Annotated in this window: 14 protein-coding genes, 1 tRNA gene and 1 pseudogene; 3 read left to right on the forward strand and 13 right to left on the reverse strand. The window is 38.2% G+C overall.

What is annotated here, in order from left to right:
• Positions 1-132: 132 nt before the first annotated feature.
• From motB to selB, 8 genes and pseudogenes are all read right to left on the reverse strand, one after another.
• Positions 133-903 (reverse strand): flagellar motor protein MotB, encoded by a 771-nt coding sequence (motB, locus tag KQI49_RS08640; RefSeq protein WP_216488062.1) that lies wholly within the window; start codon positions 901-903, stop codon positions 133-135.
• Complete coding sequence (gene motA / locus KQI49_RS08645; RefSeq protein WP_216488064.1) at positions 884-1,681, reverse strand: flagellar motor stator protein MotA; 798 nt, start codon at positions 1,679-1,681, stop codon at positions 884-886. Before motA ends, motB begins: the two co-directional genes overlap by 20 nt.
• 132 nt (positions 1,682-1,813) lie before the next feature.
• A complete protein-coding gene (locus KQI49_RS18565; protein ID WP_253286735.1) occupies positions 1,814-3,850 on the reverse strand; it encodes a methyl-accepting chemotaxis protein in 2,037 nt (678 codons plus the stop codon).
• Between the two features lie 34 nt (positions 3,851-3,884).
• Positions 3,885-4,242, reverse strand: a pseudogene (locus KQI49_RS08655) (response regulator).
• Between the two features lie 18 nt (positions 4,243-4,260).
• Complete coding sequence (locus KQI49_RS08660; RefSeq protein ID WP_216488066.1) at positions 4,261-4,722, reverse strand: chemotaxis protein CheW; 462 nt, start codon at positions 4,720-4,722, stop codon at positions 4,261-4,263.
• Between the two features lie 17 nt (positions 4,723-4,739).
• On the reverse strand, positions 4,740-6,722 hold the full coding sequence (locus tag KQI49_RS08665; protein ID WP_216488067.1) for a chemotaxis protein CheW: 1,983 nt from the start codon (positions 6,720-6,722) through the stop codon (positions 4,740-4,742).
• A gap of 26 nt (positions 6,723-6,748) precedes the next feature.
• The gene (locus KQI49_RS08670) at positions 6,749-7,210 is read right to left on the reverse strand and encodes a chemotaxis protein CheX (protein ID WP_216488069.1); all 462 of its coding nucleotides are present in this window, start codon (positions 7,208-7,210) and stop codon (positions 6,749-6,751) included.
• Positions 7,211-7,501: 291 nt separating this feature from the next.
• Positions 7,502-9,403, reverse strand: a complete 1,902-nt coding sequence (gene selB, locus KQI49_RS08675) for a selenocysteine-specific translation elongation factor (protein ID WP_216488071.1) — start codon at positions 9,401-9,403, stop codon at positions 7,502-7,504.
• A gap of 83 nt (positions 9,404-9,486) precedes the next feature.
• Here selB and KQI49_RS08680 point away from each other — a divergent pair.
• A tRNA-Sec gene (locus KQI49_RS08680) sits at positions 9,487-9,583 on the forward strand.
• A gap of 8 nt (positions 9,584-9,591) precedes the next feature.
• On the opposite strand, the gene selA is transcribed toward KQI49_RS08680, so the two are convergent.
• The gene (selA, locus tag KQI49_RS08685) at positions 9,592-11,001 is read right to left on the reverse strand and encodes an L-seryl-tRNA(Sec) selenium transferase (RefSeq protein WP_216488076.1); all 1,410 of its coding nucleotides are present in this window, start codon (positions 10,999-11,001) and stop codon (positions 9,592-9,594) included.
• Positions 11,002-11,069: 68 nt separating this feature from the next.
• Here selA and selD point away from each other — a divergent pair, with 68 nt between their 5' ends.
• Positions 11,070-12,155: a selenide, water dikinase SelD gene (selD, locus tag KQI49_RS08690; protein WP_216488078.1), complete on the forward strand. Its 1,086-nt coding sequence runs from the start codon at positions 11,070-11,072 to the stop codon at positions 12,153-12,155.
• A gap of 1,205 nt (positions 12,156-13,360) precedes the next feature.
• Positions 13,361-13,867 carry a DoxX family protein gene (locus KQI49_RS08695; RefSeq protein ID WP_216488079.1) on the forward strand — a complete coding sequence of 169 codons (507 nt, stop codon included), beginning with the start codon at positions 13,361-13,363 and terminating at the stop codon, positions 13,865-13,867.
• Positions 13,868-14,657: 790 nt separating this feature from the next.
• On the opposite strand, the gene tatA is transcribed toward KQI49_RS08695, so the two are convergent.
• From tatA to KQI49_RS08715, 4 genes are all read right to left on the reverse strand, one after another.
• Positions 14,658-14,846 (reverse strand): twin-arginine translocase TatA/TatE family subunit, encoded by a 189-nt coding sequence (gene tatA / locus KQI49_RS08700; protein WP_216488081.1) that lies wholly within the window; start codon positions 14,844-14,846, stop codon positions 14,658-14,660.
• 72 nt (positions 14,847-14,918) lie between these two features.
• Complete coding sequence (locus KQI49_RS08705) at positions 14,919-15,602, reverse strand: formate dehydrogenase subunit gamma (protein WP_216488083.1); 684 nt, start codon at positions 15,600-15,602, stop codon at positions 14,919-14,921.
• On the reverse strand, positions 15,595-16,437 hold the full coding sequence (locus KQI49_RS08710; RefSeq protein WP_216488085.1) for a 4Fe-4S dicluster domain-containing protein: 843 nt from the start codon (positions 16,435-16,437) through the stop codon (positions 15,595-15,597). The genes KQI49_RS08705 and KQI49_RS08710 overlap by 8 nt, the downstream gene beginning before the upstream one ends.
• Positions 16,438-16,439: 2 nt before the next feature.
• Entirely contained in the window at positions 16,440-18,881 is a 2,442-nt protein-coding gene (locus KQI49_RS08715; protein WP_216488086.1) for a formate dehydrogenase subunit alpha, read from the reverse strand.
• Between the last annotated feature and the right edge of the window lie 21 nt (positions 18,882-18,902).

Genomic DNA, 18,902 nt, shown 5'->3' on the forward strand with positions numbered 1-18,902 from the left:
CTAATGAGGTTGTCAACATGTGAAAAAGCCATAAATGGAATCTAAACCGAGTAGATTTAACGTTTTCCACGCAGTCTTCGTCAATTTTTCAGCGATATTTGTAGTGAAGATTCTAAGAATGATAGTTTCTTATTAAGGGGACAGCGTGCCTGTCCCCTTGTCCCAGTTTGGTAAAATGAGTACTTCTACTCTTCTATTTTTTGCTCGGTTTTTCTTATTGTTATTTTTAGAGACTGGGCGATGTTCACCGAATCCTTTGGAGCTGAATTTGGTTGGGTCTAAATCATCGTTTGCTGCTAGAATAAGAGTCATGAAGTTTATTGCTCGCATGGCACTTAGCTCCCAGTTGGAGGAAAAGTCTGCATTATGAATTGGTTGGTCATCTGTATGCCCACTAACAACAATCTGGCGAGGCGGGTCTGCATAAAGTAGTGTTGACATTTCTTCAGCAATTTGTTTTCCGTTTTTATTCACACTGGCACTGCCGGAGTCAAATGAGATATCATTTAAAATTGTAACGAGTAACCCTTCATCTGTAAGTTTCGTATCCAAAACTTCAGATAGTTTGTTTTCTGTAATATAATTATTAATTTTTTCTTGAAGTGCCTGTAATTCGCTTACCTCAACAACTTCACTATCTACTTCTGATTCAGCCTCTCTTTGTTCACTTTTTATTTCTTCATCTGGGTTATCAATCATGCTGCCACTTTCTCCGGGTATCCCTTCATTATTCCTGAACTCACTCTTAAACACTTGTGACATTTCCTTGTACTTTTGGGCATCTATTTCACTCATGGCAAATAGTACTATAAAAAGAGCAGCTAATAATGTTAATAAATCTGAATAAGGTAGTAGCCATGATTCATTAATCTTTGAACTTTTATTACGCTTCTTTCTTTTCATTGGCCCCCTCCTGTTCCACTTTTAAAATAGAATTAGATGGAAGGTATGAATATAATTTATCTTTAACAACTTGCGGCGATTCTCCGTTCGCAATTGATAATAAACCTTCTGTCATAATCATTTTGACTAGCGCCTCATTCTCAGACTTTTCTTTTAGTTTATTCGCAAACGGATGCCAGAGGACGTAACCTGAAAAAATCCCTAGTAATGTCGCAACAAACGCAGCAGAAATAGCTTTTCCTAAGGCTTCCACATCTTCCATATTACCGAGAGCTGCAATCAATCCAATGACTGCTCCTAATACCCCTAGAGTTGGTGCATATGTACCGGCTTGTGTAAAAATTGAGACCCCTTTTTGATGCCTCTGTTCCATGGCATCAATTTTTTCTAACATGACTTCTTTAACAAAATCAGGTGATTGTCCGTCGACAATTAACTGTAATCCCGAAACTAAAAAAGGATCATTGATGTTATTCAACTGTCCTTCAAGCCATAACAGGCCTTCTTTACGCGTAACGTCAGCCCACTCTTCAAATTGTGTAATAACTTCTTTATAGTCTTGATTCTTTTCTTTCGTAAATATTATTTTAAATAGTGCCGGAATATTTTTAAGTGTGCTCATTGGAAAAGCAATACAAACTGAAGCAGCGGTTCCTAAAAAAATAATAACTAATGCTGCTGGATTAATTATGGCTACTGGGCTGACTCCTTTTAGAAACATCCCAAGACTAATTGTAATCAGTCCCAGTAGTAATCCAATACTTGATCCCTTGTCCATTTTCCAACCTCCAAATCAATAATAATTCATATGTGTCGAACGCTCATTTTTTCAACAACATGAAGAAACTGCAGAAGCTTATTCTTACCATCTGTGTTTCTGCAGTCTCTTCTTATATAAAATTTTTTTAGCTTACAATTTGAACTGATTGACCAACTCAGATAGTCCCTCGGCAAGTTTTGCAAGGTCTTTGGAGCTCGTTGAAACTTCCTCCATGGAAGCACTAATTTGCTGTGCAGAGGCTGATGTTTCTTCAACACCTGCTGCTGACTCTTCTGAAATAGCTGCTATTTCTTGGATAGAGCCATTCATCTGCTGACCGCTTGACGCAATATGGTTTAAACTAGAAGAAATTGACGTTACATTTTTAACCATGTATTTTACAGCTTGATTGATTCCCTCGAGTTTATCGCTTGTTGCTTCTATTTGACTTGTGCCTTGTTCAACTTGTTCGTATCCACTTTGAAGTGATTTTGCAACAATACTAGACTCGTTTTGAATGCTCGTGACGATATCTGTAATATCTGTAACTGAATTTGATACTTGTTCAGCAAGTTTTCTCACTTCATCAGCGACAACTGCAAATCCTTTGCCGTGTTCGCCGGCTCGAGCTGCCTCTATCGCTGCGTTGAGTGCCAGGAGATTTGTTTGATCGTTGATGTCTTGAATAACTGACACTAACTTGGTGATTTTTTGTGAATGATCATCAAGTCCCTGAACTTTTTCAACGGCGTCCTGAACGATGTGATCAATTTTCTTCATTTGTCCTTTGGAAGCATCCATTAATTCGCTGCCTTCATTGGTAATATCTAATACTTTATCCGTACTTTTTTGGATATCTACACCATTACTGTTGGCGTCATCAATATCTTTTGTGAATTGTTGCATGGTTGCTGATAAGTCACTAGCCGTGCTTGCTTCTGTTTCTGACCCTGAAGCAAGTTCTTCCATTGTGAAGGAGACTTGTTCGGCTCCTTCTTTCACTTCATTAGCTGATTGCGTTAGTTCTTCACTCTGGCTAGATACCGTTTCAGAAACGACGCTTATCTGACCGAGCAATTCTCGCATATTATTATTTAAGTTATTTGTTGCTGTAACGAGTTGACCTGTTTCATCTTTTGATGATGTTTCTAACGGTTCCTGACTCAAGTCACCATCTGCAATAGCTTTCATGCGATTCATAACAAATCTAATCGGTTTTGTTATATTCCGTGCAGTGACTACTGAAACAATGATGGCCAAGATTAAGACGATAACAAAAGCAATCAAGATCGGTACAAAAACACCACGCGCTTGTTTTTCAAAGTCTTTTAATTGGGCGGTTCCAGCGACAATCCAGTCTGTCGTCGGATTTTTGACAAATCCTGCGATTCTTTCATCACCGTCCAACTCGTAGTCGATCAGACCCTGTTCTCCTTTATTCATCATCATTTGGTAGAAATCCGCATCTGATTGATCTTCCCCAATTAACTTTTTATCGGGATGGGCAAGGAACTTACCAGTATTATCAATAACGACTGCGAAACCAGAATCACTAATTTTCACGTTGTCAATCATATCGGTCAGTGTATCCACCAGAATATCCGTAGCCACAACACCAGCTAATTTGTTACCTTTGTAATAGGCCTTTGAGGCAGTTACGATGAGATTTCCTGATGTTGCATCGGAATAAGGTTCAGTCCATACAATGTCTCCATCCGCTTCAACGGCATTTTGGTACCAAGTCCTATCCGTGGCATTGTAGTCATTATTCTTTTCAGTTACAGGATAATCAATCATATCTCCATCAACTGTGCCAATATATAGTGATATTGCAGATGGTGTGGTTTCCTGCGTCTCTTTAAAAGCTTGCAGCAATTCGTCTTTATCATCTGCTTCATAATTAATGAGAAGATCATTATTTGAAAAACGTTCCAATACGCCGCTTATATTTGAGAAAAACATTTCAAACGTATCGTTCATGCTAATCATTTGGCTTTCAACATTTTTTGTGAGTTCTTCTGTTGTGTTGCTCACACTAAACTTAAAGCTGACAACGGAAATAATTCCTCCTGTTAAAATAATCAAGATTAAAAAAGGAATTAATATTTTATTTTGCAACGAGTTTTTATAAATGTTGCCTAATTTGAATGATCTCTTTTCTTGTCGTTTTTTATCAGTACTTTTCATTTTATATTCACGCTTTCGTTTTAATGTGATTTCACTAGACTAATTTTCCAACAGCTTCTTTAATTCGCTCTCGTGTAAATGGTTTGACGATAAAGTCTTTTGCTCCTGCTTTAATGGCGTCCAACACCATGCTCTGTTGCCCCATTGCTGAGCACATCACAATATTTGCCTTTGGGTTTATTTCCATAATTCCTTTGACTGCTGCAACGCCGTCCATCTCAGGCATCGTAATATCCATGGTCACAAGGTCTGGTTTTAAATCTTTATATTTTTCTATCGCATCTAATCCATTTTTCTGCTTCTCCGACAATGTCATGTCCTAGTTCCTCAAGATTATGTTTAAGCTGCATACGCATAAATGCTGCATCATCAGTAATAAGTACTCTCGCCATTACCATATCCTCCTTGGATTAATTACCAATTATTTCTTTCACTTCATTTAATTCTTCAGTTTTTAAAATATAGTCTAAATCAAGCAGTATTAATAAACCTTCTTCTAGTTTTGCCAGCCCTTTGAGAAAGGATCGATCAAGTCCTCCTACTACATCTGGTGCGTCATCTACTATAGATGGATTAATATCAATCACGTCTGTAGCTGCGTCGACAATTAAACCGAACTGTGTCTGATGAATATTGACAATCAATAAACGTGTCGTTTCAGTATATGTCGAATTCCCAAGCTGCAACCGTTCCTTTAAATCAATAATTGGGATGACTTCACTATGATGATTCATAACCCCTTTGACTAACTTGGATGTTTTGGGTACTTCAGTAATCGATGACATCTTTTCAATTGACATCACTTGATGGACATCGACTCCGTATGATTGGTCATTTAATTGAAAGACAATATATTTTGATGAGTTTTCCATATTTCGACCTCCTCTAGTTATTTGATTAACTCATTCGGATCGATAATCAAAGCCACGTGACCGTTCCCGAGAATCGTGGCACCTGAAATCGCGTAGACATCCTGTAAATAATTACCTAATGATTTTAAGACGACTTCATGCTGTCCAATGAATGAATTTACGACCAACCCTGTTAATTTATCTCCTTTTTGCACTATAACAATTGAAAAATAATTCTCCTGCACATCAGACAAATCACATGGAACCTGAAATACTTCTTTCAAAAATACAAGTGGCACCACTTTCCCTCTAAAATCCATCACATATCTTCCGCGAGCATGCATAATCTGTTCTTTCGTGAGAATGGCTGTTTCAACAATCGATGAAAGAGGCACGCCATAGATCTCGTCGGCAACGTTAACCATTAACGTTGACAAAATAGATAGAGTTAAAGGTAATTCTATAATGAATTTGCTGCCTTCCCCTTCAGCCGAATGTATTAAAATTTTTCCACCGAGAGATTCGATTTTCGAGCGAACTACATCAAGTCCGACCCCGCGTCCGGAAACGTCGGATATGTGATCTGCCGTGCTAAATCCTGACGATAAGATTAATTGATGAATCTCATGATCTGACATATGTTCCGATTGCTCTGAATCTACCAATCCATTTTCAATAGCTTTATGCAAAACTTTGTCACGATTAATTCCCGCACCATCATCTTCTACTTCAATAAACACATGATTTCCACTATGATAAGCACGTAAAATCAACATACCTTCTCCTGGCTTACCACTATTCAACCGTTCTTCTGGTGATTCAATACCGTGATCTACAGAATTTCGAATTAAATGAACAAGTGGATCTCCAATTTCATCAATCACCGTTCGATCCAGTTCTGTTTCCGCACCAATTATTTCAAGTTTTACTTTTTTATCTAAATCTTTCGCAAGCCCTCTGACCATGCGAGGGAAACGATTGAATACTTGCTCGACCGGCACCATCCGCATCGATAAAATTAAATTTTGCATTTCTGAAGAAGCTCTTGATATTTCTTCAACCGTTTCTGTAAGCTCATGATTTTCTAGTTCGCTTGAAAGTTGTTCCAAACGGCCACGACTAATCACTATTTCTTCAAATAAGTTCATGAGTCCATCAATTCGCTCCATATTGACTCGAATTGTTTTTGAAGGAACACTTTTAGATTGATTACTTTCCGACTCATCACCGGCCTGATGTATTTCTTGACTTGATTTAGACTCAGGCTTTTCTTTAACAGAGTCCGTCACATCAAATGATGAAATAATGACTTGATTAATTTCAGAAATTCGGTTTACATCGGTATCAATTTTTTTCGCGGACTCTTTTGATAACACGATAAGTGAAAAACTTTGTTCGAAGTTTTCAGCCTCTAACTCTTCAACAGATGGGTCGGTTTGAATTATTTCTCCTAGACCTTCTAGAACTTCAAATATCATAAAAACACGAGCCGCTTTTAACATGCAATCTTCTATTAATTCAATTGTGATTTGATAGCTATTGTAACCTTGTTCATTACCTTGCTTAATAACCGTTAATTGGTATTCATCTAATTCTAAATGAACATCGGGTTTGTCTACAGTTTTCATCGTCTCAATGTTTTCCGAACTTCCTATTTGATCTAACCGGGCGACAAGACTCGATATGTCTCTTTCTCCAGCCCCACCCTCTGCTATCGACTTAACCATCTCTTCCAACAATTCAACCGCATCGAACGATATGTCAATCACATCTGTAGTCACATTTAATTCCTGATTACGAATATCATCCAGTACATTCTCCATATGATGAGTCAGTGTTGCAATATCACTATATTCCATTGTGGCAGCCATACCTTTTAGAGTATGAGCGGATCTGAATATCTCATTGACAATATCAAGGTTCGTAGGCTCCTCTTCTAGTTTTAAAAGATTATCATTCACTGCTTGTAAATGTTCATTGCTTTCATCGAGAAATAGCTCTAAATAAGGGTTTGTTTCCACTTAAAACACCTCTTCTAACCTTTTAGTTAATCCATCAATAAAAATAATTTCATTTCCTTATCAGCTTCAAATATAGTAGTTACTTCAACACCTTTTCTATAACCTGATAATGTCGTATCACCTGTCATGATTGTTGGTGCGGTAATATTTATATTGATATCTTTTTCCGCAATATTCGTTGAAAGACCGCCGGCTATCATATTACCTAGTTCACCACTAAAAGAATTCAGCATTTCCCCTTCTAAAGGCATGCCAAACATAAGTTCACCAATTGAACTAAAGAGTTCTGTAGAGCTTGATAAAACCAACTTTCCTTTAATATCACCTGTAATCCCTATAAAAACCCCAAAGGTTAGACGAAAATTCTTTTCAATTAGTTGAGGCTTCATAACTTCAAATCGCATTGGAACGACTGTTTTCAAAGACAATAACGTTCCATTTAAAAGATGTGTGATAGAACCACTTCTTTGTTTTGTTGAAATAACCATTCAAAAAACACTCCTCTAAAATTTATAATCATTCAAGCGTATCACTTTAAAATTTAGGGAAAACGCTGTTTATCGTCCTGATGTCATAGTTCTTATTTCCTACTTTTTTTATATATCGTCACTTTATTTCTTCTTTCAATAGATATATCCAGTCTGTAATAAAAATATCTATTATTAATTTTGCAAAAAATAATAATAGATATTAATAAACGCATTATAAAAACCCCACATCCTTATAACTACTTGGATGCAGGGTTGGGACAAAGGGGACAGGCACCGCGTCCCAATGCACTAATGGGACGCGGTGCCTGTCCCTCCGTCCCACTTCCTTTTGTTATCTACTCTTTTTGTGTAACCTAACCGATCAAAAAGTTCGAGTAGGGGGACTAGGTTTTTTCTTGTTAATTGTAGAGCGTCTCTCGCTATTTGAAGGGTGAAATCTTCTAAATTAGTATGTGCTTCGAGCTTGCTACAAGCCTCGTCAACCGCATATTTCGTGATTAATCTTCCATCATCCAAAATATATGCTCTATTTGTTTCAATTAAATAATTATAAAACTCACTCTGTAAGTCTTGTGGGATGTGGTGCTGTTTGATAAGCTCATTCCAATAACCTACTTCTAATCCCTGTTCTCGTAACTCTTTCACCACGTTTTCGAGTCTCACTTTATATTGAGGTGGTAATGAAGGCGTCTCATCAACTAAAGAAATATACTGGTCCATCACTTTGACCTCGTCAGCCTTATGTAATGATTTAATGGCATCTTCAAGCATGATAACTGGATATCTATGTTTTAACTCTGATATAATCTCAGCTTTATTGATTCCAATCCGCATTGGAAGTCGCAAATGAAAACCTTCCAGTAATTCAATAATGTCCTCTTTCGTTTGATTAAAAGTCGAAGGTAAGACAAAGAAACCATTCTCTATTTTCAGTAAATCAGCACTAACTTCATTCCATTCCTCCTCGGATATAGATGCTTGTTTTAAAATGTCCTCGCGAGTTAACGCTAATTTTTCTTTTAAAAGCGACTCGACTCGGTCTGTTGACGACCCTTCTTTTTTCAACATTAATTCATCAATCGTTGCTTGTCCAAATCGATGTTTATTCGCTTCAGGTTCAATTACCCAGCCTCCTCCCATCGTTTCAATCGGAGTCGGCTTTCTCAAAATATATCGATCACCACGAGTGACCACAACTTCTTCTTCCAATTGAATTTGACAAAGAATTTCTTGCCCATCATTTACTTTAACTTCATTTCGATCATAGAAGATTAACTTCCCCATAACTTCAGAAGTACCAATAAAAAGCTTAATTGGTTGGCGTTGCTTAATTTTATACTTTACGTCTTTTAATGGATAAAACGCGACATCAATTCGATTTGACACGGAATAAAAATCATCAGCTACTAAAACTTCCCCTCTGGATACGCTGTTATGCGACACACCGCTAATATTGATGGCCGTACGCTGTCCTGCTGAGACGAAAGTTTTTTGTTCATGATGACGTTGAATTTGCCGCACGCGTACCTCTTTATCAAGTGGTAATATCTTCAGGCTTTCACCTTGCTTTAACGCTCCATCGTAGACAGTCCCCCGTACGACAACACCTTGGCCTTTCACTGTGAATACTTGATCAATCGGAAGACGGAATGAGCTTTTTTGATCTTTTTTAATTAACTGATGCAACGTGTTTATTAAAGCTTCTCGCAACTCAGAAACACCCTTATTTGACAGGCTATCCACCATATAAATTGGAGCATCTTCAAGAAAGGTTCCTTTCATTGTTTCTTTTGTATCGTCGATAACTATATCTCGTAATTCTTCGTCCGTTCGATCTATTTTTGTCATTACAATGAATCCATCTTCTATTCCTAATAAAGATAAAATATCAAGATGTTCTTTTGTCTGCGGCATGACACCTTCATCCGCCGCAATCACGAGAATAACCATATCAATCCCAGCTACACCTGCTATCATCTGCCTGATGAATCGTTCATGGCCTGGCACATCAATAATAGAGACTTCCATATGTTCATTATTAATAAACGGTGCAAACCCTGGTTCGATTGAGATATTTCTTTCTTTTTCCTCTTTGAGTCGATCTGTGTCTACTCCGGTTAACGCTTTTGTTAAAGTCGTTTTTCCATGATCAATATGTCCTGCCATACCAATTGTAAAATACTGACTCATTTCGTTCACCTGGCCTTTTCAGTAAGTATTTTCTTGGCTTAGAAATTAAAATAGATATATAATAGATATATATAAATCTTCACGGGGTCGGATGAGGTACTGGTGTTCTCCTTGGTCTTCAAAACCATTTGGGAGGCGCGTGACGTCTCCGGTGGGTTCGATTCCCACACGATCCCGCCAAAGAAATATTATAGATTCTCCATATCAATTTGCAAAAATGCCTTAATCACCTGCTCCAATTCTTCATCGTTAACTGTCCTGAAATCCAAAAGTACTGCTTCACTTTTTACTCTCACAATAATTGGATTCTTAAAACAACGGAGCTTTACTGATAACTCCTCACTGCTATAAAAATCATGTTTCACATAAACGACATACGTATCAATTTTTTCGTCAGGCATTGTTCCACCACCGACTTTTGACTTGCCGGGTTTGATATCACAAATAAAAGAAGTACTCGCTCTGTTTAACTTTTCCACAAACTTCGTCGCCTTTTCCCAAACGGATTGGCTTGATGCTATAATGTCATGAATGGTCGGAATGTCGTTTCTTTCCTGTCCCCTTATATAGGATTTCAAAGTTGCTTCCAGACCCGCTAAAGTGAATTTATCAACTCGTAAAACTCTGGCCAGTTGGTGCCTTTTCAATTTATCAATAAACATCTTTTTGCCTACAATGATGCCTGCTTGTGGCCCTCCTAACAATTTATCGCCACTAAACGACAAAAGATCAATCCCTGATTTCACCTTAGCTTGGACAGTTGGTTCTGCACCTACATTTTCTTTTTGAAAATCAAACAAAGTTCCACTGCCCAGGTCTTCATATATTGGAATATCGTGTTGCCTTGATACGTGGACAAGATCATCCGTGTCAACTTCTTCAGTAAATCCAATGACTTTAAAATTGCTTTTATGTACTTTCATGAGTAATGCAGTCTGTTCTGTAATAGCTTTTTCGTAGTCGCTGACATGTGTTTTATTCGTTGTCCCAACATCGATTAACGTAGCTTGGCTTTCTTCCATAATTTCAGAAATCCTAAACGAACCACCGATCTCGACAAGTTCACCACGAGATACAATGACCTCTCCCCCTGAAGCGATCGCTTTTAATACTAAATAGACTGCTGCAGCGTTATTATTCACGACCATAGCACTTTCAGCATGAGTTAATTGTTTAAAATATTCCTCAACAATATCATGCCTAGAACCGCGTGTGCCTGTTTGTATATTATACTCTAGGGTTGAGTAAGAGGAAGCTGTCTTGTGAATATGCTCAATAGCTTGCTTACTCAACCTAGCCCTGCCTAAATTTGTATGCAACACAACGCCAGTCGCATTGATGACTCCTTGTAGATTATTTCGATAAAATGAATGTATTTTTTCATTAAGTTGATCAAAAATAAGCACGATTAGCTTCTCTCGATTTAGAGCTTCATGATTTAGTTCATTGTTAATCACTCTGTTTCGAACCACATCAATTTGTTCAGACAGCCAATCTGTCAATACTTGTTCTGAAACATCTAAGACCGTGATGAGTTCCAAAAAACGGTCGTGCTTTTTTAATTGATGAACAGCGGGTATTTGAGAAAGTACATTCATTTTTAACACCTTCTATTGTTTTATATAGTTTGTTCGCTTTTTTTAAGTATTCGATTTATACTCTTATTATGACACATCTATTTCATTATCAAAAGGAGGATGAAACTGTGGACAATCAACTAAAACTCACATCTTTATCAACAAAAGCTGGATGAGGATGTAAAATCGGTCCCAAAGACCTGACGCAAGTTTTGCGTCATTTACCAACTGAAAATGATGATCCTAACCTCCTAGTTGGCCTAGAACATTCAGATGATGGTGGTGTGTACAAGCTAACGGATGATATTGCACTCATTCAATCACTTGACTTTTTCACTCCAATAGTGGACGACCCTTATATGTTTGGGCAAATTGCCGCCGCGAATGCTTTAAGTGACATATATGCCATGGGAGGTTCACCTAAAACAGCCTTAAATATTGTCGCCTATCCGATTAAGGACCTTGGCCCAGAGATTCTAGCAAAGATATTACAAGGATCCGGGGATAAAGTAAAAGAAGCAGGGGCCCATATTATCGGTGGACATTCCATTGATGATCGTGAACCTAAATTCGGTTTGTCTGTGACAGGAACGGTCCATCCTGATGAATTCTATAAAAACATCGGTGCTCGTCCCGGTGATGTGCTCGTGTTGACTAAGCCAATTGGAATCGGCATCCAAACGACAGCAATAAAGAAAGACCGCTTACCACAAGAGGAAATTGCTTATGTTTCAAATATTATGGCCACGCTGAACAAGTATGCTGCTGAAACGGTGAAGAACTTTAACCCACATGCCGTAACTGATATTACAGGGTTCGGCTTACTGGGACACGCTTATGAAATGGCTAATGGAAGTGATGTCAGTTTTGTCATAAACAATAAAGATGTGCCGCTTTTACCGGAAACTAAAGAACTGGCTGAAGAAAATATTATTCCAGGTGGCTCAAAAGCGAATCATCGTTGGTTAGAACAAGCTGTTGAATATTCACAGAACATCCAGACGTATGAGCAGTATATTTTATGCGACGCTGTGACTTCTGGTGGCTTATTAATTAGTATGCCTGAAGAAGAAGCAATGCCATTTATTGATGCTCTAAAAACTAATCATTCTAGCCAAGCGCACGTCATCGGTGAAGTAACAGTAAAAAAAGATAAAACAATTTATGTAAAATAGTACCTGCAGAACAAAAGCGCGGGTCGCCCGTTTAGCAACGTACGGACTGCGCCTCGCCAAGCAAGGTGGGTCAATGTTGATGCCCAGGAGCATCGGTTTTAATTGACCATTCATTACATAGGAGATAAAGGAAACATGCCCCTGCAAAAGGGGTATGCCGACGTTAGCCGCAAAGGCTGAACTTAGTCGGCCTTCCTTATTGTTTTGAGCCGATGTTGACTTATCGTGTCATGAGGTGAAGGAAGTCTCGCAAGTTTTTTAATGCCAAAACTTGCCTGCTAGTTTGCTGGGCACCCGAAGCTGGACGATCAAAAGCTGAAGCGGCCGGTGAGGAACGTACAAGCTGGAAAAGACCTGACAAGATAAAGGAGAACCGAAGAGCGGAGCGATTCGAGTTCGACTTATCGTAGGAAGGTATTCGAAGCTTGGTAGTTGCTGGGCGCTGACGCTGGACGTGGCCAATTTTCAGTATAAAGTTATCCACAGGAGTTTTTATGTTATAGTTACAAGAGAGGGAGAATACTTATTTCTTCCTCTTTTTTTCTTGTTTTCTTAGGACATAACATTAATAAGAAACTCATTTATTGATAATAGACCTAGCACTTGTTAATATACCCTTATAGGTATTATACAATATAACAAAGGAGGTGGGGTGCAAATGGAGCAAAACAAAAAGAATTGTTCGGGTAGTGGATGAGGCATCCAGCAAAAAGAGTCCAAACATAGGAAAAGGCCCCCGATATGACCGGCTGTTTGGATTTGGCTCCTGGTAGGAGTCTTTATATTAATTCAAAGTTTATTTTCATTATAACAGTTATTAACAAAAGAATGTTATCGCAAATGGAATATAACGTTACTTATAAAGTAAATTAGGTGAATATATTCCATTTGCCGAACTTCTATACACAAATATTTAACATATTACTCTTTCTGGATGAGTGTAGATGATAATTTCCATATAAATTGAAGCTTGATTGCTTTATAATGTAGACAAAAATCTTGTTATAAAAAGATTTTAGTTACCAACATACTTATACAGTTTACTTAATTTAACCTATGGTATGCCGTTTACTTGCGACTCTTTCACATATTAGCCATGACATTTCGGATTAATTGTGAATTATTGAACATAAATCTTCCCCCAATCCCTTAAAACTGCTATTATGAAAGCGTATACAAAATATAATTTAAAGGAGATGAGATTTGTGATAGTCGATTTTATCCGTAATAATAAGGTCATGGCGGCAATCTTAGCATTTATTCGAATTTATATTGGGTACGCTTGGTTAACTGCAGGTATAGGGAAAATAAGCGGATTTGACGCAAGCGGATACCTACAGGGTGCCATAGCAAGTGCAGCGGGAGAAGATCCGGCTGTACAAGGTTGGTGGGCAGTATTTCTGGAATATGTTGCTTTGCCAAACGCAGGACTCTTCAGCACTTTAGTTGCTTGGGGAGAAGTTTTGGTAGGGGTCGCACTTATCTTAGGAATCTTTACTAACTTCGCAGCTCTCATGGGCATCACAATGAATTTCGCCTTCTTATTCAGTGGCACAGTAAGTACGAATGCGCAAATGGTTTTACTAACAACCTTCTTACTTGTTGCAGGGTTTAACGCTGGAAGATACGGACTTGACCGTTGGGTGATTCCATATCTTAAAAGTAAACTTACAACCAAAGGCCCGAAACCCTTACAGAAATCAGCCGCATAAAAATTGGTCAATCTGTCTTTTATAAAAGTGCCGGTCAATTAAATGAATCATCATCCTGTTGATCGCTTTCTTATACAAGACATCGCACCTATGACTATCATACTCATTTCAATGAATCCTATAAAAACAAAACGCATCGGCATTGTAAGATGTAATCAAATTGAATATAAATAAGTATTTAGAAAACGATTCCCTTAGATGAGGAATCGTTTTATTTTGAGAATAATCCAGATATACGTGCTCAATGTTTTAAGCGTTGACCTCAATTACTAACTATGAGCTAGCCCCTGCTGTAATCAGCCTTTTGACTATGCTATATGATTCTAAAAAGGAAATACATGAGCGCTTATCAAGATGCGTGAGGGGAAAATTGAAGAATCATACATCTTGAATAATCAGTTCAGTTATGGAATATAAAAACGAAGTCTCGCAAGTTTTTTAATACCAAAACTTGCCTGCTAGTTGCTGGGCGCTAAAACTGGACGTAACAAAAGCGCGGGGCGGCCGGTTAGGAACGTACAAGCTGGAGAAGACCTGACGAGATAAAGGAGAGCCGAAGAGCGGAGCGATTCGAGTTCGACTTATCGTAGGAAGGCATTCGAAGCTTGGTAGTTGCTGGGCGCTGAAGCTGGACGCGGCCAATTTTCAGTATAAAGTTATCCACAGGAATTTTAATCTTATAGTTTCCTTAACTATAAGAAAAAGACACTCGAACTTTTAATTGTTCTAAGTGTCTTCCAACAAATATTCAAAACATAATAATCGAGAAATCTTAGTTTGTTAACTAGTTCTATTTTTTGTTATCTTCAGCCTTCGTGTCGTTTTCTTCTTCATCTTCCATAATACCCTTGGTGGAAAGCTTAAATTCTCTTAAAGTTTTACCGACAGCCTGACCGAGTTCGGGTAACTTATTAGGGCCAAATATAATCAACGCAAGGACAAGGATTAAAATTAGACTGGGTATACCTATGTTCGCCATTAGAAATCCTCCTTTTTATAGTGACATGATGTACACTTAAAGCGACGACTCTTATATTCTTTTGTAAAAGCTTCAGCTTATTTTGTGGGTTACTTTTTCTTCTGGTTCTTTTTCTTCATGCTCTGTAACATCATTATACCACAGTTCGTGATGATCTTTTGCATATTCACGATCCATGTAACCTGTTGTCATTGCATTAAAGGATGTTCGTTCATTTGGATGAAATGCAACCAAATAAACGTGAACAAAGAAAAATAAAGTTAACATAACAGCTGACAGATCATGGAGAAATAGCATGATAAGTCCAACTGTTGGTGAAAACAAATTGAACCAAAGAATTAGACCAGATACGGCTAACAAGAAACCAAAGACAACAGCGAACAGGTAAAACATCTTCTGACCGGTATTGTATTTCTCTTGAGGAGGCATGTCACCTCCTCCTACAAAGTAATGTTTAGGAGCCGCTAGCAACCAGCCGAAGTCACTTTTATTCCATTTAAAAGCTTTTAAAAACCCAAATCGCTTTTTAGAAAAGATGAAGTAAAGAATCGGAGCTATTATAAATATAACACCACCAATTCTATGAATAAGCCTAATAACATAACCTGCCTCGGTTACTAATAGTTTTGACGACCCTTCAAAGAAAACTGCATACCCTGTAAGCAAAGCAAGGATAAATCCGATAGCCACTGTCCAATGCAATACCATATCTACTCGATTATATCTCTTCACTAACGTCTTCTGCTTTTTACTCATTTTCTTCGCCTCCATCGTCCGGGGGTTCCTCTTGTGACTCTTCATTTCCGAACGTTGCCGATGACACAATAAAGTTAGTCAATAAACCAACTGCTGTGGCGCCCATTAGAAGTTGTGTTGCTGGTTTTAAAACATCACGGCGATAAGAGATTAATTCATTTGTTTCTGGCTCTACAGGTAAACCGTACGTTTCAGGTCCTTCCGTTAAAATGTAAATATAGTGTGTTCCCCCCATTTCAGTATCTCCGTAGACATTTGCATTCGGAAATCTATCTTTAATGCTGTCTACACGAGCATGGGCTTTCTCTACTGCGGATTCCCACGTGTCAAATTCAAGAGCATTTGTAGGACAAGTTCGTACACAGGCCGGCAATTCACCATTTGTCACTCTATCCTGACAAAAATCACATTTATTCATCCGCTTATTCCCAGTTAATGTATCTGTTTCATAACGAGGAATATCAAATGGACAAGCCTTTGAGCAGTACGTACAGCCAATACATTTATCATTGTCAAAACCAACAAACCCATCCTCGTGAGTAAATAACGCCTCTGATGGACAGACCTCTACACACGGTGCATCAGTACAGTGCATACACTGATCTTTTCTTATTAACCAATCCATCGTGCCAGTGTCTTCATCATATTGCTCGATAAAGTTCATCAACATAAGCGTATTTACAGAACGATCAGCTGGGTTTTGATACGTTCCAGGAACCTTCTCGAATTCCGTGGCTGGGAGGTTGTGCCATTCTTTACAGGCTATTTGACAAGCCTTACATCCAGTACAAAGGGTAGTATCCACCAAAATAGCTTTATCATTTTTCTCAGCCATGATTATTTCCCTCCCTTTGTCACATTACATGCGCAAGACTTATACTCAGGAGTCCCTGTATTTGGGTCATAACCTGCATTAGTCACTGTGTTAATAGTTTCTCCCTGTACTAAACCTTTGAATCCCCAACCCCAAGGTACACCAATCACTTCAACATCTTTACCATCCACTTTTAATGTTTGCATACGATCTGTAACCATTGCATCAATTGTAACTTCACCACGAGGCGTTGAGATTGTAACTGAGTCACCCGATTTGACACCTAGCTTTCTCGCTAGGTTTTTACTAATTTCTGCAAAGTTAGATGGCATCAATTCATTTAACTGTGGTGTATTTCGTGTTACACCACCGGATAAGAACTGTTCTGTTACCATATATGTCGTTAAGACATGCGGGTAATCATTTCCTCCATCATTAACTTGGAACTCAGGTAATCCTTCATGCGTCGAAGTCGGATTTGATTGCTGACTAAACATCGGATTCTTAACAGGTGATTCCAGTGATTCATAGTGAGCTGGGATTGGCCCATCACCAATGCCACCTTCTTTACTAATAGGGGCTGCTTTAAATACATTCGGATCATACCCCTTTTTAAGTTCGATATTAGGCGCATCTATCTGTGGCATGGTGAACGCTCCACGGAATAATGCTCCTTTTCCTTCTCCATTTGAGAAGACTTTACCTCCTTCTGGCGTATCTGGAGCTTTGTCTTTCGCAGCGATGTGTAGGACATCATCTCCCACCCATTTTTTTCCATCCCAAGATACTAGAGCTCTATCTTTATCACGAGGTTGCCCTTTTTTATCCACAGAGCCTCGGTTCCAAAGTACTCTTGTATTGTCCGGCCAAGCAAATGTCCATTGAGCATGAATTCCAAGTCCACTTGGATCTGAGTTATCATGTCGTAATGAATTATTTCCTTTTTCGGTAATAACGCCTGAATAAAGTCCACCTAAACCGGAAGATACCTTTCCAGGTTCTATACTTTGAATCTGTGAACCGGATTCTAGCAATTTACCAGTCTTTAAATCATAACCATTTATTTCTTTCAGTACAGCCTCCATGTTGATACCATGGCTCTCAACCGGGTAGTCCCAAGTCGAGTCAAGTATACCCTTGTCCTTTGAATCCTTACTTTTAGCGTAAAGCTTTTTAATTTTCCACATTAATTCATAGATAATGTCAGCATCTGGCTTTGCCTCTCCTGGTGGAGGAACAATTGCCTTTTTGCCTTGAATCCAACGAGAAGAATTGGTCATAGTTCCGTCCTTTTCAAAAGTGACTGCTGCTGGCAAAAGTATAACTTCTGTTTTAATATCTTTAGGATTATAGTCTGGATGTAACCAAAAAGAACTTGTTTCTGTTTCAAAAACTTCAGATACCACTAGTAAATCTAATTTACTTAAACCTTCTAAAGCCATATCTAAATTTGGTGTACTTACTGCTGGATTTTGTCCAAAAATAAAGCCCAACTTAAACATATCTTGGTTTAACTTCTCAAAAATAGGAACATAAGCAGCATTCGATATTTTAGAATTACGTTTCGGTATATTTTGATATCCGAATTCATTTTCAGGTGTTGCTTTATCACCAAACCAAGCTTTTAAGAGCGATATCATTTTTTTACCTGTTGATGTTCCAACAGCTTGGATATAATCATTCAATGTCGGATGTGCGTCAGTAGGGATAGGTATATAACCTGGTAAAATATGTGCCATACAAGCAAGGTCTGTTGTCCCTTGAACATTAGGCTCTCCACGGTTTGCGTTAATTCCGCCACCTGCCATTCCCATATTACCAAGTAATAGTTGAATAATGGCATACATTCTGATTCCTTGCGTTCCTACTGATTTTTGAGTCATGCCTAGTGCATATAAAATGGTTCCAGGACGATTATTAACAAATGTTTCAGCCACCAATTTCATTTTATCGACTGGCATGCCGGTAATGTCACTAGACTTTTCAAAAGTATAGTCCTTAAAATGTTCTTTTAACTTCATCAATACGCAATCAGGATCATCTAAGGAGTCTGCTTTTAGAGGTAAACCCTCTGAATCGAGTTGATATGTCCAGCTATCTTTCTCATAAGAGTTATTCTCTTTTATATAACCTGAGAACAGACCATCATGAAAACTAAAGTCTGGATTGACTTTATACAATGCATTGGTATGCTCTCGAATATAAGTTTCATCATACAATTTATTATCAATAATATATTTGACGATAGCACCTAAATAACCAATGTCTGTACCAGGCCGGACAGGAGCATATATATCAGCAACTTTTGCAGTTCGGTTGAAGCGTGGATCTACAACAATCAATGTTGCGCCACGTTTCTGTGCTTCTAGTATCCAGCGCATGGCTAAAGGATGGCATTCCGCTGTATTGTTTCCGCCAATTAAAATAACTTTTGAATTCTTCATATCTGTAAAACTATTTGTCATTGCACCGCTACCAAATGAAGG

It is taken from the genome of Virgibacillus sp. MSJ-26 (genome assembly GCF_018918075.1).
Taxonomy (GTDB): domain Bacteria; phylum Bacillota; class Bacilli; order Bacillales; family Amphibacillaceae; genus MSJ-26.

Excerpts from the sequence above, each read along its gene's own strand:
- KQI49_RS08715 (WP_216488086.1), bottom strand. The coding sequence starts at position 18,881 with ATGACAAATAGTTTTACAGATATGAAGAATTCAAAAGTTATTTTAATT.
- motB (WP_216488062.1), bottom strand. The coding sequence starts at position 903 with ATGAAAAGAAAGAAGCGTAATAAAAGTTCAAAGATTAATGAATCATGG.
- selB (WP_216488071.1), bottom strand. The coding sequence starts at position 9,403 with ATGAGTCAGTATTTTACAATTGGTATGGCAGGACATATTGATCATGGA.
- selA (WP_216488076.1), bottom strand. The coding sequence starts at position 11,001 with ATGAATGTACTTTCTCAAATACCCGCTGTTCATCAATTAAAAAAGCAC.
- KQI49_RS08705 (WP_216488083.1), bottom strand. The coding sequence starts at position 15,602 with ATGAGTAAAAAGCAGAAGACGTTAGTGAAGAGATATAATCGAGTAGAT.
- KQI49_RS08710 (WP_216488085.1), bottom strand. The coding sequence starts at position 16,437 with ATGGCTGAGAAAAATGATAAAGCTATTTTGGTGGATACTACCCTTTGT.
- motA (WP_216488064.1), bottom strand. The coding sequence starts at position 1,681 with ATGGACAAGGGATCAAGTATTGGATTACTACTGGGACTGATTACAATT.
- tatA (WP_216488081.1), bottom strand. The coding sequence starts at position 14,846 with ATGGCGAACATAGGTATACCCAGTCTAATTTTAATCCTTGTCCTTGCG.
- KQI49_RS08670 (WP_216488069.1), bottom strand. The coding sequence starts at position 7,210 with ATGGTTATTTCAACAAAACAAAGAAGTGGTTCTATCACACATCTTTTA.
- KQI49_RS18565 (WP_253286735.1), bottom strand. The coding sequence starts at position 3,850 with ATGAAAAGTACTGATAAAAAACGACAAGAAAAGAGATCATTCAAATTA.
- KQI49_RS08660 (WP_216488066.1), bottom strand. The coding sequence starts at position 4,722 with ATGGAAAACTCATCAAAATATATTGTCTTTCAATTAAATGACCAATCA.